General features: G+C 63.5%; 12 protein-coding genes. 8 read left to right on the top strand and 4 right to left on the bottom strand.

Annotated elements, in window-relative coordinates; all coding sequences use genetic code 11:
• Positions 1–136 precede the first annotated feature (136 nt).
• Entirely contained in the window at positions 137–1,984 is a 1,848-nt protein-coding gene (locus ACFWCH_RS12505; RefSeq protein WP_378803633.1) for a hypothetical protein, read from the bottom strand.
• Positions 1,981–2,895: a hypothetical protein gene (locus tag ACFWCH_RS12500; protein WP_378803632.1), complete on the bottom strand. Its 915-nt coding sequence runs from the start codon at positions 2,893–2,895 to the stop codon at positions 1,981–1,983. The genes ACFWCH_RS12505 and ACFWCH_RS12500 overlap by 4 nt, the downstream gene beginning before the upstream one ends.
• 109 nt (positions 2,896–3,004) lie before the next feature.
• On the opposite strand from ACFWCH_RS12500, the gene ACFWCH_RS12495 reads away from it, so the two are divergent.
• From ACFWCH_RS12495 to ACFWCH_RS12485, 3 genes are all read left to right on the top strand, one after another.
• The gene (locus ACFWCH_RS12495) at positions 3,005–3,457 is read left to right on the top strand and encodes a hypothetical protein (RefSeq protein WP_378803631.1); all 453 of its coding nucleotides are present in this window, start codon (positions 3,005–3,007) and stop codon (positions 3,455–3,457) included.
• 619 nt (positions 3,458–4,076) lie between these two features.
• Entirely contained in the window at positions 4,077–4,232 is a 156-nt protein-coding gene (locus ACFWCH_RS12490; RefSeq protein ID WP_378803630.1) for a hypothetical protein, read from the top strand.
• A gap of 103 nt (positions 4,233–4,335) precedes the next feature.
• Positions 4,336–4,803 (top strand): Helicase associated domain protein, encoded by a 468-nt coding sequence (locus ACFWCH_RS12485; RefSeq protein WP_378803629.1) that lies wholly within the window; start codon positions 4,336–4,338, stop codon positions 4,801–4,803.
• A 79-nt stretch (positions 4,804–4,882) separates the two neighbouring features.
• Here ACFWCH_RS12485 and ACFWCH_RS12480 read toward each other — a convergent pair whose 3' ends face one another.
• A complete protein-coding gene (locus tag ACFWCH_RS12480) occupies positions 4,883–6,553 on the bottom strand; it encodes a hypothetical protein (RefSeq protein WP_378803628.1) in 1,671 nt (556 codons plus the stop codon).
• Between the two features lie 234 nt (positions 6,554–6,787).
• On the opposite strand from ACFWCH_RS12480, the gene ACFWCH_RS12475 reads away from it, so the two are divergent.
• Together ACFWCH_RS12475 and ACFWCH_RS12470 are read left to right on the top strand one after the other, a co-directional pair.
• The gene (locus ACFWCH_RS12475) at positions 6,788–7,786 is read left to right on the top strand and encodes a metallophosphoesterase (RefSeq protein ID WP_378803627.1); all 999 of its coding nucleotides are present in this window, start codon (positions 6,788–6,790) and stop codon (positions 7,784–7,786) included.
• Positions 7,787–8,257: 471 nt separating this feature from the next.
• Positions 8,258–8,806, top strand: coding sequence for a hypothetical protein (locus ACFWCH_RS12470; protein ID WP_378803626.1), 549 nt, complete (start codon positions 8,258–8,260; stop codon positions 8,804–8,806).
• Positions 8,807–9,127: 321 nt separating this feature from the next.
• On the opposite strand, the gene ACFWCH_RS12465 is transcribed toward ACFWCH_RS12470, so the two are convergent.
• Positions 9,128–9,667 (bottom strand): hypothetical protein, encoded by a 540-nt coding sequence (locus ACFWCH_RS12465; RefSeq protein WP_378803625.1) that lies wholly within the window; start codon positions 9,665–9,667, stop codon positions 9,128–9,130.
• Positions 9,668–10,253: 586 nt separating this feature from the next.
• On the opposite strand from ACFWCH_RS12465, the gene ACFWCH_RS12460 reads away from it, so the two are divergent.
• Genes ACFWCH_RS12460 through ACFWCH_RS12450 form a run of 3 tightly spaced genes read left to right on the top strand, consistent with a single transcriptional unit; the run spans position 10,254 to position 14,375 of the window.
• On the top strand, positions 10,254–12,056 hold the full coding sequence (locus tag ACFWCH_RS12460; protein WP_378803624.1) for a restriction endonuclease subunit M: 1,803 nt from the start codon (positions 10,254–10,256) through the stop codon (positions 12,054–12,056).
• Positions 12,053–13,420: a restriction endonuclease subunit S gene (locus ACFWCH_RS12455; protein WP_378803623.1), complete on the top strand. Its 1,368-nt coding sequence runs from the start codon at positions 12,053–12,055 to the stop codon at positions 13,418–13,420. The genes ACFWCH_RS12460 and ACFWCH_RS12455 overlap by 4 nt, the downstream gene beginning before the upstream one ends.
• Positions 13,413–14,375 (top strand): hypothetical protein, encoded by a 963-nt coding sequence (locus ACFWCH_RS12450; protein ID WP_378803622.1) that lies wholly within the window; start codon positions 13,413–13,415, stop codon positions 14,373–14,375. Before ACFWCH_RS12455 ends, ACFWCH_RS12450 begins: the two co-directional genes overlap by 8 nt.
• Positions 14,376–14,477 lie beyond the last annotated feature (102 nt).

The following is a 14,477-nucleotide window of genomic DNA, read 5'->3' as shown; positions in this document are numbered from 1 at the left end:
TCTCGCTGGCGGTTCACCGTCCGCGAAGACCGGCGTCGGCGCAGAAACGACTCGAAGGCCGGCGCCGCAGCCACTTCTGGGCATGCTGGCGCCGACCTTCGAGCCGGTGACGTGAGTTGTTCTGACCTACGGCGAGTTACGTGCGGACGGGGTTTCGTCGCGCTCGGCCGCGGTTGTGTGTGACGCGCTGCAAGGCCGTGGTCCGACGCGGCTTGCGCTGCTTCGCGCGCGGCGCCTCGATGCCGGCTTCGTAGTCGTCGCCGTCCTCGGTCTTCTGGGCAGCGAAGTCGATGATCTTGTCGAGGTTCGCCGCGACGACGGTCATCGTGGCCAGGAAGTACTGTGCCACTGAGCCGCGCAGGCGCCGACGGGAGCCGTCCTCGAGCGCGTGAGTGCCGCCGTCTTTGAGGTAGGCGTTGAAGGACTCCACGCTGTTGCGCCCGTGGCCGTACATCTCGCGCCACTCCTTTGAGCCGTATTGGTACTCCTGGGCGAACTTGCCTCCCGCTTCTGCGGGGAAGGTCGTGCTCGTCTTGTTATCGCAGACCTTCGCGGGTCCTTCGACCGGTCGTCTGATGATGGTCAGCGGAACCTTGCCGGATCCCAGGTTGGTGGGCTTACGTGGGCAGGCAGCAGTGGGTGAGTTGCCGGCGGCGGGGCACATCCAGGGTGTGCGGCCCTTAGCGTCCGGCAGCTCCTTGCGGCTGAAGAGATAGGGCGCGCGTGCCTCGACGTCGCTCTGCCATTGCTCCAGGCGAGACTGAGCACGTGCTGCGCGCTGAGACTTCGTCAGTGAGCGGTTCTTGTCGTCGGCGTCCTCGCCCTCGCGGTAGCGCTTGCTCGCGTCGATGAGCATCTGTGGCATGGAGGCGCAGTACCAGTTGCCGTCGACCATGATTGCGCCGGCATAGCTGTCCTGGTAGCCGAGGAACGTCTTGTGGTAATCCATGACGAGCTTCGCACCGGCGGAGCGAAGGTAGTTCTGGAGGTCGGCTTCCTTGGCACCCGGAAGGTAGGCACGGTCGCCGATGACGTGGTCGAGCTGAAGACCGCGGCTCACGATGTTCTCGAACATCGCGCGTGCCGCCTTGCCCGGCCCGAAGGCCGGTGCGTGGTGTCCGATACCCACGACGATGTGCGGAATGTCCTCCGGACGAGTCGGGTCGTTGCTTGTGAGTACACCCAGCTCCAGTTCGTAGGCGTACTTCATCTTCGTGATCGAGGTCTTGCCATCATCGGAGTGGTCTTCGGTTCCCCGGGCCCAGAATGCCGCGTCGGGTTCAATGGAGACGGGCTCTTCAGCTCCGAGCTTGGAGAGCCGGGTGACACCGACACCGCGCGCGTGCACGCGAACCGCTGTCGCGTCGATGGTGACGGAGACCTTGTCAGAACGCAGACGCTTGGGCATCCACAGATAGGTCGCGTGCAGGAGCAGGTTCATCAACTCGTCGGCGCGGTGCGCGCGGACGGAGAGGACCTCCGCGATCTCTTCCCGGTCGGCTCGGACCTTGTCCCACTCCTTCTTCTGAAGGCGGCGGTGCCTGTTGAAGACAGGGTGATAGTCGATGAGACTCATGATGCGATTGGTAGACCGACGCGCACGCTCGTACCACCCGTCAGGGCTGACCGCCGCGTCTAGGTTGATCCCGAGGATCGCGGCAGTCTCCGGGGTCAGACGCTCAGTGATGATGTCGCGTAGCTTCTTGAGTTGTAGGGGCTGGTGTTCCCAGGCGAGCACCAGCCACAGAATCAGGATCCCCCGCATCGGCACGGACGCCGGCCTGCCTCCGCGAACTGGAGCATGTACTTCCTGATCCCACTGAGCCAGTAGTTCCGGGATTCCGACACTGTCGATGAGCTTGGCACACTGTTGCACCATGCCAGTCGCGACAGGTCCGCGGGCTCGAGGGTTGAAGAGCATCCCCTCGAGGTCGGCATTGTCGTCGAGGAAGAGTTCGTTCTTCTTCGGCTTGTCCGTTCTCATCGCGCTGCGCCCGTCATGCGAAGCGCCTCGTAGAACTGGTTGGCCGGCATCGGGCGGACGAAGCTCATTGCGCGACGGAGCGAGTCAGTGGACGTCATCCCGGACGCGGGCAGCAGCGCGGCGAGAGGTGTCCCGGCTTCGAGATGCGCGACGAGCCAGGTCATCCGCAGCCGCGCGGCGGTGGGCTTCACCTGACCTGCTGTCGCGCGCAGGAGGTGCTGCATCGCGCCCTTGCGATTGGTGGCTTTCGGCGCAACGAGGAACGCGTCCGTCTCCGTCGTGTTCGCCATGACCGTCTGGAAGATCTCGCGCCAGCGGTCGACGACGGGCACCGTCCGCCCATCACGCTCGACCTGGACCGCCAGCACGCCGTCCAGGTCCAACAGGTCACTGCCGCGCACGGCGAGGACCTCGCCCGAGGTCAAGCCACACCCGACGCAGAGCGCGAAGATCGCCATGCACGATGCCCGCTGATGGTCGGTGCGCTGGAAGGTAGCCCAGTGCTGGAAAGTGGCGAGCTCCGCATCGGAGTAAGGACGCTCCGGCTCGGAGGCGGTCGAGACGGCACGCTTCTCCACTGACGGGGCGATGTCGGCGAGACGCAGAAGCATCTTGCGCTCCCGCTCCGCCATGACTGGCAGAACCTCTCGGCCTCGGTCGACGGTATAGATGTCGATGATGTCTTCGGACAGAGCCTGATCCGACTCGACCATGCCGGTCTGCACGATCCAGTCGCCGAAGAACGCGAGCGACCGCTGGTGCTCCTCGACCTGACGCCTAGTCATGGCGGCGCAGCGCTCGGCGACGACGTCTTCGACGAAGGGCCGGACGCGGGACCAGGTCTCCGATGCGAGCATCGGCGAATAGGAGGGCTGGGAAAGGGACGTGCGCGAGAGAGCAAAGTTGGTCATGCCGGTCGTGTGCGCGGCACCTTTGCACCAACAGCGAGGAATTGCGCGAAGAAATCACGAACGTCTGGGATGTGACGCCAGGAGTCGCGTTTCCTGAGATTATGAGATCATGACGACCACCCGACAGCCCCCACGTTCGTACGCACCGAATCCGGGGAAGTTCGGTCATCATGCCGCTCGACGAATGTGGTCGCCCCTTCCGACCGACCCGGTCGAGCGCTCTCGTAGCCGAGCGGCCCAGCTTCAGGACGCGGCCGTCGGGCAAGTCTTGGCTGGGCTCAAGGCGGGGCGATTCAAGCGCGCCGATCTTCTGCAACGCACCGGGTGGGGCCGCGAGCGGTTGTCCCGTCTCATGAACGGGAATACACCTGCCGGGCTGGATGACCTGATGCTGCTGCTCGATGCAGCGGGAATCTCCTTCTCTCGCGTGGCCTGGCCGGCAACGGACGAGCAGCACCGGGAACGGCAACGTCTCACCGATGTTCTTGACTACCTGGCCAAGGCGCAGCAGCAGGTGCAGGGAGAAATCGTTCGAATCGAGCAAGCGCGTCCAACGACTTGACCCCTGCAGCGTAGAGAAGGTCTTGGACCGGCATGCCGCGCTGCATTTGCCGAACAAGCCAGGTAGAGCGCATCCGCTGAGGCTTCGGTCTTAGCTGGTCGCCGCGACTCGACCGGACGAAGTCGCTGATCTTGTTGGGGTACCACCGAACGCCGGGTTGGAACACCGCGCCGCCCTCATCTTGCCGCGCAGCGATCAGGGCATCGCGCCACTCTTCCCCGACCTGGATGGTTCGTGCGCGAGAGCCCGGTATGGCAACCCAAGCACCGTCTTCGGAGACGTTGTTCGAGGTGACCGCGCACAGCTCCGATGACGTAAGGCCGGCCCCGATGCCGAGGGCGAGCAGCACCCGTGCGGAGGTTCGACGACTCTCCGGTTGAACTGTGGCCCACAGCCGAAGGTCTGCGATGTCGTGGGCGGTGTACGGTGCGCTCGGCTCCGAGCCGTAGAGCGGAGGCATCGCCCGCTCCGTGACCCCTAAGGCCTCTGCCACTCGGAGAAGGACAGCACGGCGGCGCCCGAGCGACGCGTCGGACCGCATCGGCAACTGTTGTACCGCGACCGCGATGACGTCGCGTCGGAAGAGGAAGTCGCGCTCGAGGGGCAGTCCCGAGACCACATGCGCCCAGCGAACGTGATGCTGAACCGCTGCCAGCAGGGTGTCGCCCCGATAGGACAGAACGCGGCGGACGTCTTCGACGACATCGACCGCGAATCGGCGAGCGTCGTACTCGACGGGGTCGACATCGTCGTCCAGCTCGAGTGGCTTCGGTGACGTCATGATTTCTCCCGGTCGTCGCGTGCTGCGGTGACGCCACGCTAGAGCGGCCGCTCGCGGCCGCGTCGCATCAACTGCGAGCGACGACGCGGATCCCGGCGTGTCACACCCGCGAGACAAGACCGCGCATGCCAAGCGCATGCACACATCACACAGAACCCCGGAATCGAAACGAGATCGCGGCCCCTGGTGGGCCAACTACGAAAGGGTCGCCGAGCACGCGCACGCCCTCGGACGCCTCCCCCGCCTCAGCGACGGCGTCCCCGCCGACATCGTCGGCTGGGCGGCTGGGCAGCGTCGCGCCGCGACCCTGACCTCGAAGCAGAAGGCCGCGCTCGCGGCGCTGCCGGGGTGGGCAGAGCGTCCGCGCGCAGAGGCGTGGGAGGAACGCGCGGAGGAACTACGCCGGTTCATCGCGACCGAGGGCCGGGCACCGCGAGTCCGAGGCGACCTCCCTGGCGAGTCCGCCCTCGCACACTGGTTCTCCCGCCAGCGCGTCGCGGAAGCCACGGGCCGGCTCAACACGGAGCGCACCCGACTCCTCACCTACGTGACGCGCATGCTCTGACCGAAGCGACCACGCGGCTCGCCCACGCTGGAACGCAAGAACGGGCTGTCCGATGTGGACAGCCCGTTCTTGGTTGGCACTAGTTGCCGACTTCTCGCTTACTACATGGATGCGTCGTCGTCGCGCCGAAGGCAGGGCACGACAGGACAGATCGCCGCGGCCGCGTCGACGGGCAGGCCAGAGGGTCGCCTGCCGTCTGAGCAGCGCGGTCCTTCATCAGCGGCGGGAACACCTCGGTGCGAGTGCGTGGACGCTGCTGAGCTGCACGGAAGTCCTGCAGGATGCGGGCGTTCGTTCCGATGACCTCCAACACGCTGAGGAACGCCTGGGCCGTGGCACCCCGCATCCGCTGACGCCCGGACGTGTTCGGCACGGTTCGAGCCGACGCGGCGGCGTAGGCCTCAAACGCTCCGCGGCCCAAGCCGTAGACTTTGTTCCACCGCTCCGACTTGTACGGGTAGTACTGCTCGTCCCGGTCACCCGCATCCGAGTCGCGGGGATGCTGGCGGGCGAACTCCGCACGCGCAGTCACCTTCAGGTTCAGCACCTTCACCGCCTCGAGACGGTCACTGAGCGCGGCACCGCCGCGGATGCGGGCGAACTCCCTGCCTACCCCCTGGAGGTGGACCGGCAACGACGGGGCGTACCAGGTGCCGTCGACGAGGATGCCGGACTCGGACACGGCCTGAACCCCGAGACGGTGCGTCGGGTAGTCCGCGACGAGCTTCGCGCCGAGATTCATCAGCGGGGTGCGCAGAGCTTCCGGCCGAGTTGCCATGTACGCACAGTCGAGGACGACGTGGTCGAGTCCCGCACCACGATCTGCGATGTGCTGGAGCATCTCCGCCGCCGCGGCCGCGAAGCCGGATCCTGGCAGGTGCGGGTTGAAGCCGACGACGATGTTCGGCACTGCGCGCGGCTGGTTGGGGTCGTTCGAGATCAGCACGGCAAGCTCGTCCTCCCATCCATACCGCACCTGGCGGCCCGCACCGGTTGAGTCCCGATTCCAGTAGCCGGCGTCGGGCTCGAACGAGACCCGCCCGGTCTCGGTGAGCGCGTTCATGCGTCGCTGTCCAATCCCGCGGACGCCGGCGCCACGAAAGCGGCTGTCTACGACGACGCTCACGCCATCGCGCGGGTCGCTCACCGCGGCGGACTTGTGCTGAGCTCCGAGCAGCCTGTTCGCGAAGACCACGAACCGCTTGCACCGCCGCTCGAGGTCGACTGAGATGTTCGCGCGTTCTGCGAGAACGCTCTCCCATTCGTGCCTGGTGAGTCGTCGTCCGCGGGTGGAGCTCGGGAAGGCGTCCATGACAGCGATGAGGGACTTGGTCGCACTGTCGACCATGCGTTCGAGCTGCTTCGGGGTGTGCTTCGAGAAGTCGTGCGTCAGGTCGAGGGCGCGGCGCCGTGCGGGCGTGAGATGCTCGCTCAGCACCAGGGCGGTGTTCGAGACGGTCAGCTCCCTCTGCGCGAGCCCGAGGGCGATCCACACGGTGAGCACCTGTCGGGCAGGCAGGCTGGTCCGTCGGACCGACTTACCGTCCTTCGCGGCCCACGCGGCCAGGAGGTCGGCGACACCCGATGCGTCGACGAGAGCCTTAGCTTCGTGGAGGGTCGCAGTCGGGATAGGTGCTGAGGGACGAGAACCGGAGTGAAGGAAGTCTTCGGCCGGAGTGGCGAGTGAGTTGGAGTTGTCGATGGTCATGTTAGTAGCTGAGCTGTTCATGTAAATCGTGTGCGCGGCCATTTCCCACTCCTGCGAACATGTGACGCTAACAGGCACGAAGCTTGCTTAGGTGCGCTAGAAGCTCACACCGAACGCTGCTTCTGCGCTTCTAGACGAGTCCGTTCGCAGTTGATGCGGATTCACCAAACGAAAACAGGATGCCTTCGGCAGTCTGGTGTGGGTAGACCTCGTAGGCGCTCACAGCTGTCCCGGAGACGTTGATGCGCCTTAGGGGCTTAGACAGAAAGGTCACCGATGAGAGTTCTCGAGCACGCGCCTACCATGGGTCTTCCGGATCAGCGCGTCGCGGTCTGCGGCGACTGGCACGGCAACGTCGGCTGGGCTCGAACTGTTGCCCGGGTGCTCCCCTATCTCGCGCCGGACGTGACGACCCTGCTTCACCTCGGCGACTGGTCGATGCCGCAGGACGAGGTAGACGAGGTCTTTGCCGAGACCGACATCGACCGCATCTTCGTCACGCTCGGCAACCACGAGCCCTGGGACCGGATCAGTCCGCTGCTCGACGCGAACCCCGGTCGCGCCGTGAGGGTCTCGCAGCTCACCTGGCTTCTCCCGCGACCGGCTCGTCTGACCATCGGAGGTCGTCGGGTGCTCTCCCTGGGCGGTGCCGCATCGGTTGACCGTGATTCCCGCATCGAAGGGCTGACCTGGTGGCCTGACGAGGCCATCACCGACGAGCACGTCGCCGAGGCTATCGCTGGTGGACCGGCAGACCTGATGCTTACCCACGAGGGTCCCGCGGGAACGCCCGTCCTCCCTGTGCGTGAGCTCCTGCGCACGAACCCCCACCACTTCCCGGAAGCGGCACTCAAGGCGTCCTCAACATCTCGAGCACGAGTCTCCGAGGTCTGGGATGCGGTGCGCCCCGAGCTGCTCGCTCATGGGCACATGCACGTGCCGGCCGGTGGAATAACCGACGACGGCCGCCGAGTCGCGAGTCTCGGACGAGACGGGCAGGAAGGAAACCTGGCGCTCCTCGACATGGCCACACTGAAGATGGCGACTCCGAGTCTTGCCGTGATCCGAGGGATGACTGAGCGAGCCGACATCGACCGCGACTGGCGGATCCGCAATGTTGCCGAGTCGCTGCACGACGCAACGCTGGATGGGCTGAAGCCCAGCCCTCAGGCCCTGCGGGACGCGCAGGACTACGTCGACGGACGCCGTAGCCTTGATCAAATCCTCGAAGATGTCCGGCGACGCCACACCCGCAACCACGAGGACGAGTTGTGACAGAAGATCAGGAGCCAAATCCGTGGGCTGCGATTATCGGCCCCTGCTACACAACCGAATCCATCGCCCGTGCACTCGGATGGACGGAGGAGGAGACCGTCGAGGCCGCTGGCGCGCTCACACTTCTGTCACTGGACACGTCGGATGGCGTAACGCTCTACCCCGCGTTTCAGCTCCATGACGGGGCCCCCGTCGCTGGTTTGACAGCGGTGCTCCGCGCGCTCCAGACCGGGACGGCCAGCCGATGCACTTGGGCGCAGTGGTTGAACACCGCATTTCCCGACGGGGAACCTACAGCAATCGAGATGCTCATCGTGGCCGCCTCGAGCACGTGCTCATAGAAGCTCGACACGACGCCTGGGCCTGGACTTCCTGATCTCGGCGAGGCTCCGCTGAAGAGCCGTTCGGCAGCGACTCTAAGAGCGTGCATGAAGGCGCGGTAGTCCAGGCCTCGGCCGCTACGCTCATCAAATGCAGTCATGGGCAGATCTCTGGGACAACTGGGCGAAGATGTGGGGGTACGAGGTGTGGGATTGGGGCAACACAGCCGATTGGATCGGAGCGCTCGGGACGAGCGGCGCGTTCGCGTTCGGGTTCTACCTCTTGAATCTTCAGCGGAAGACTGCCGAACGCGCAAAAGCAGACGGTTTCGTTACTTGGTTTGCGTGGGAAGCTAAGAAGGGCGACGACAACAAGTACACCTATGACGCGGTCATTCGTGCGCACAATGCGACCGACTATCACGTACCTATGGTGTGGGTGCTGAATGAGTACGCAGAGAAGGCGTTCAGGCGGAAGCGGTTTGTAGTCGATGAGAACGAAGTGAACGGGCTAGCTCCCGGCGAAGAAGGCGTCGCGCGCCTCGCTGGCTACACCAGCGATGAACTCCCTCTGACCTTGATCGAAATCACGGATGCCGAGGGACGCCAGTGGGTGCGTAACCTCCAGACCGGCACGTACTTGAAAGAGAAAGAGGCGAAGGCCTACCGGACGAAGAAGTCAAGCTATCCCGCGATCTGAATACGCGGCTCAGCCTTCTTACCCCGTCCCCCCGACCGCCAACCAAGCGCTATCAAGCCTGGGACGGGACAGAAGCAGTACCTGTGCCCCGCGATACGCCGAAGCTCGCGCAACCGCGCTCGTCGTGAGCCTCGTCGTGGGCTGTCGGACTCGCCATCCACTTTCCCTCGCCCGCCCATGGATTCCATCTACTTCTGGGAGGCGGCACGGGCTCGCTCTCCACGGATGTGTGGTCAGTCGTAGTGATACTTCCCCAGCAGCCCTGCGAGCGGACGCGAGCGAGCTAAACCAGGCACCGTGTGCGCCTGCGCGCCGCCGCCGTCACTCTCCCTCTTGGCCCACCACGTCCAGATCCGCGCGGCGACTCCAGCGCTCCTGATGAACGAGCCCGATGAGGTTCAGCGCATCGCCCTCGTCGGCCACGTTCTCCAGCTGTTCTCGCACGGCAACAATCTCGCCGGCGGGTCGAGGGTTCTTTCGGCCGTCCCGTGAGGCGCGGGCGAACTGAACGCGTCCATCTTCTCCGGAGACGTAGATCAGGCGGGCATGGATCATGCGGTTGCGTTCCGAGAGCGCGGCGCCTGCGCTCTCAAGCCAGGTACTCCAACGTGCGACGTCAATGTCCACTGCACTTGCGAAAGCACGGGATGCTCCGGCGGATGCAAGCTTCCTTCTGACGGAGTCAGCACTCTGTCGTCGCGGGGCGATGAGGCCGTGAATCTCGGGTCCTAGCCAGTCCGCCACGCTGTAGATGATGCCCTCGATGCCGCCAGCTAAAAGGGCGATCTTGCCCATCTCGAGCACGGTTTCGGTCGGCACGCGCCGCCAGCGTTCGCTTACACCCGTCGAGTCGTCGGTCATACTTCGACGCTATAACGACCTCGACGCGGTGGCGGGATCAGTCACACCCCGCTGGTGGGGGCAATACCGACGAGTCGAACAGATCCCCAGCCGACTCGGACGCCTGCTCCGCAGTAACGATGGCATCACCGCGCACAGGTCGTCGGCTGACCCACCAACAGCGCGGCGCTACGACTGTCACCCCCGAGCAGAGAATCGCACTCGAAGCATTCTCCGGCTGGACCGCAAAGCAACTTCTAGACGTATGGGAACCCCTGCTGAGGATTCTCGTCAGTTCGTCACAGCGAATCGAGCGCCCCGCGCGTGCGGGGTGAGCTGAGAGGAGTCGGCTATCGCCAACGGGCATCTCGGACCAGCGGATCGCCGAGCGAGACGGGAAACTCGACGCGGAACGACCTCGGGTACTGCGCGACACGGCGCGTGCCTCGGACGGATCCGCCGCTTCGGCAATCTACATCGCACGAGAGAAAGACTCTCCCCCGATGGCCTCGAAAGACAACATGGCGTTGACCGAGTCCCGAGGTTGGGAGCAACGCGATCTGAGATCTTGCCCCGCAATGTCGCCGGGTCGTGGCAAGGTTGTCAAGTGCCCGAAACAGCCAGATTGACCAACCAGGGCGGAGACCTCGTCCAGCTCGCCGCCAAAGACGGATACCTTCGATTCGAAGGAGAAGGCCGTACGCAAAGGGTGACGTACGTGCACAGCGGAGCGAGCGAGATCTACGGCGACCCGGAAGAGCGTGTCAGAGCGTCGATGTATGCGGAGCTCGTCTACGTGTACGGCTACGAAGCGAGTGCTATCGGGGTGGAGGTCGCTATCCCCGACCGAGTTCCCAACGACCGAGCCGACCTCGTTGTCTTCACCGACTCAACGCGGAAGCGCCCTTTCGCGGTCGTCGAATGCAAGCGCGAGGGCATCAGCGACGCGGAGTTCTCTCAGGCTGTTGAGCAGGTCGCCGGCAACGGGACCTGGTCGAAACTGCGCGCCGAGTATGTGATGGTCGTCGCGGGCAACACTCGACAAGTTCTCGACTTCAGTGACCGCTATGGCGTCTTCGAGCGCAACGACAACATCGTGGCGGACTTGCCGCGTCGCTATGGCCGGCCCGAGGAGTACAAGTATCGCCTCGGGGGCGATCTCGATCTGCGTGCGGTCGATAAGGAGCAACTGATCCAGGCACTGAAGAAGTGCCACCAGAGCTTGTGGGGTGGTGGGCGGTTGTCACCGCCTGCGGCCTTCGGCGAACTCAGCAAGTTGATCTTCGTCAAGGTGAGTGACGAGAAGCAGCTCCGAAAGGTCGGCGCGCCGTATGAGTTTCAGATCCGGACCCACGAGTCCTCGGCGCGACTCGCGGACCGTATTCGAGCGCTCTACCAACAGCACCGTGACCGCAGCCCGGACGTGTTCGACGAAGAACTGAAAGTCGACAGCAATACGCTCCGTACAGTGGTCTCCCACCTTGAGTGGATCAGCCTCAGCGCAACCGACTTGGATGTCAAGGGACTCGCGTTCGAGACGTTCATGGACGGGTTCTTCAAGGGAGACTTCGGCCAGTACTTCACACCTCGCGAAGTAATTGACTTCGCCATCAAGATGGTCCGCCCGTCCCACGAGGACGTGATTCTCGATCCAGCTTGCGGTTCGGGCGGGTTCCTCCTGCACGCGATGAGTGCCGTGATGAGCGAAGCCGACGAGTACTACGACAGGGGAACACCGGCTCACACGAATCACTGGCGCGACTTTGCACGACAGAATCTGTTCGGAATCGAGATCAACGATGCTATCGCTCGTGTCGCGAAGATGAACATGATTATCCACGAGGACGGGCACACAAATATTGTTTGCGAGGACGCGCTCGCGCCAATCGAGTGGACCACTCAGCACAACCCGAAATTCGGCGCCGGAAAGTTCACGTTGGTCCTCTCCAACCCTCCCTTCGGCGCCCAGATCCTCTCGACACAGTCTCCATGGCTCGAGACCTACGACCTCGCCAAGGTTGGCGGTCGGCCCCGGAAGGCTCAGAAGACAGAGATCCTCTTCATCGAGAGAATCGCGCAGTACCTTGCCGCGGACGGCCGAGCAGTCATCATCGTGCCGGACGGCATCTTGGCGAACGCTTCGTTGCGCTACGTGCGGGAGTACTTGCTCGACTCGTTCCAGGTTCTCGCAGTCGTTAGCCTTCCGACGTCCGCATTCTCCCATTTCGGAACGACAGTGAAGTCAAGCATTCTTATATTGCGTCGCCGAGGCTCCGGAGAAGCCCCGGATGCTGACGAAGAAGTATTTATGGCTGCGGCCGAGAGCGTCGGTTACGACAACACCGGGCGAAGTGCGCCAAACGATCTTCCCGCCATCCTCGCCGCCTACGAGGAGTTCTGCGGACGATGAGCCCGCTGACTTTCACGGCCCGCGCCCAAGACCTCCGCATTCGGGCCGACGTCGGGTTCGCAGCTGGCGCACGCGACGTCAGCGGCTTCCTCACCCGCAGCCGCTACGAAGCAAAGAGCGTGGCATCGATAGCGCAAAGCGTCCAGTACGGCCTCAGTCTGTCTGCTCACACGGAGCCGGAGGGCTATCCGATTCTGCGTATGAATAACCTGCAGGACGATGGGTGGGATCTTCGCGACCTCAAGTACGTGAAGCTAAATCCGACAGAACTCAACACATACGCCCTACGCAAGGGCGACATCCTCATCAATCGGACCAACGGGAGCCGCGAGCTCGTCGGCAAGTGTGAGGTGTTTCGCGAGGACGGCGACTGGGTCTTCGCAAGCTACTTGATTCGGCTTCGCGTGGATCCGGATATGGCTCATCCTGAGTACGTCGCCGCTTTCCTGAACTCGGCAGCAGGCAGGGCTCAGGTCCTGCGAGCATCCCGCCAAATCTTGATGTCGAACATCAACTCCACCGAGATCAAAGATCTTCAGATTCCCCTTCCGCCTCTCGAGCGACAGCGGCAACTGGCCGCACGTATGGAGGTCGCTAGGGAAGCGCGCGGGAGCCGCCGAGCCGAGGCCTCCGCATTAGCCGCGGAAGTAGAGCCTACTCTCCAAGAACAACTTTCGATTCGGGTGCCGGGCGTATCCACAAACGTGGGCTGGACTGCGCGGCTAGCGGAAATCAGTCAGACCAAGAGACTCGATCCAGGAGCGTTTCATCCGGAGCGAGTCGCAGCCATTGAGGCATTGAGAGCGTCCGGGCACCGGATACTCGAGCTTGGCGACTTGGCGACCCCAGTGCGAACGCTCACCTCCGTTCCCCCCGCGACTCTCGGGATGGCGGACGTGGAAAGTGGCACCGGTGCGCTGATTGGGGCGCCCTCGCAACAGGTGGCGACGGGCGTGGAGTTCAATCCCGGCGACGTTCTGTTTGCGAAGCTGCGGCCTCGACTGAACAAGGTGTACTTCGCCTCCCACGACGGATATTGCTCCCCTGAGTTCATCGTCTTGCGCCCCAACACATCTGTAGTGCTCGGAGAGTATCTCGCTCATGTGCTTCGCTTTTCGACGACGGTCATCCAGGCCGTGCACCTCGCGACCGGAAACACTCTGCCACGTGTGTCCGCCGACGACGCCATGCATCTGCTGGTGCCTGTCCCCTCGCTTGACGAGCAAGCAGCAGTGGTTGAACTCGCCAATCACCTGTCAGAAGCTGCTCAAGCTGCGAAGCGGGAGGGAGATCGGATGTGGGCTGAGTCAAAGGCGATGCTTCTAGAGGAACTCTTCGATCAGGACGGTGTTGACCGTGAGTGAAGTGCAGTTCGTACTGATCCTCACCCATGAGGATGTTGAACGAGAGTTGCTCGACGAGCTTAAACCTGCACTCAACGCCCTCACCGAAGACGAAGGACTTCTCGCGGCAACGCCGCGCTTCACTTACCGCCGAAGCTCGGCCGCAGGGACCGTCGTCGGGCTCCGCCTTGATCTAGACGGCGAGCGCGAGGCGCTGCGAGGTGCAGTTGACGTGACAGTCGATGTTCTACGAACGAACACCGAAGTCCTTCACATCATCAAAGTGTCTGATTCCCTTGTTCAGTCCCAGAACGCTCAGCATGCTCAGACGTTGTATCGCCTCGAATCTCGTCTCCGCGAGGCGCTCTCCATACTCCTGCTTCCCGCGGCTGAGGACGCGGCCTGGTACTCGCTACTCGACGCCTCGCAGGTGGGCACCATGAAGGACATGCCGAATCCGACAGACTTGGAGGCCGCTCTGGAGAACGAGTTCTTCTATGTTTCTTTCGCCGAGTACAAGAATGTGATCAAGCGAAAAATGCCCGGAAACGTGGGCGACGTGTTGAGCGTTATGCGGTCGTCCAGCGACTACGAACAATTCCTCGCGGCCATTCATCCGACGCTCATCACAGACGAGTCGACCGCCGAGTTCATCTCGAGCCTGAGTACAGTTCTCGACTCCATCGAACGGGCACGCAACTGCATCGCTCACAACAGGCCGATGAGCGGGAAACTCTCGGCGAACTTTGACAAAGCCTCTAGGGACCTGGACATCATCCTCGACCGATTCTTCCTAGGTCTTGACGCTCCCCAAGAATGGGATATCGAGTCGGATTCTGGCGCTGATAGTTCGTCTACACCCTCCGTTGAATCTGAGACTGCCGTCTCCACCAGCCATGAGACCCCGACGCTTTCGACCTTGGAGCACTCCGGCGGGCTGCCTCCAGGGGTGTCTGCCAACAGTACGAACGACTAGCTCTCGGCGCGCTACAGAGATCGCGAAGAGCTCGGCGCCACCGTCATGAGCGCGGGCGGACTGACTCTCACCCGACCACCCACTGAGCGACGTGACACCCCC

It is taken from the genome of Microbacterium sp. NPDC060132 (genome assembly GCF_042729675.1).
Classification (GTDB): Bacteria; Actinomycetota; Actinomycetes; order Actinomycetales; family Microbacteriaceae; genus Microbacterium; species Microbacterium sufflavum.
Note: the sequence above shows the minus strand (reverse complement) of the source record. Positions and strands in the feature narration are given on the sequence as shown.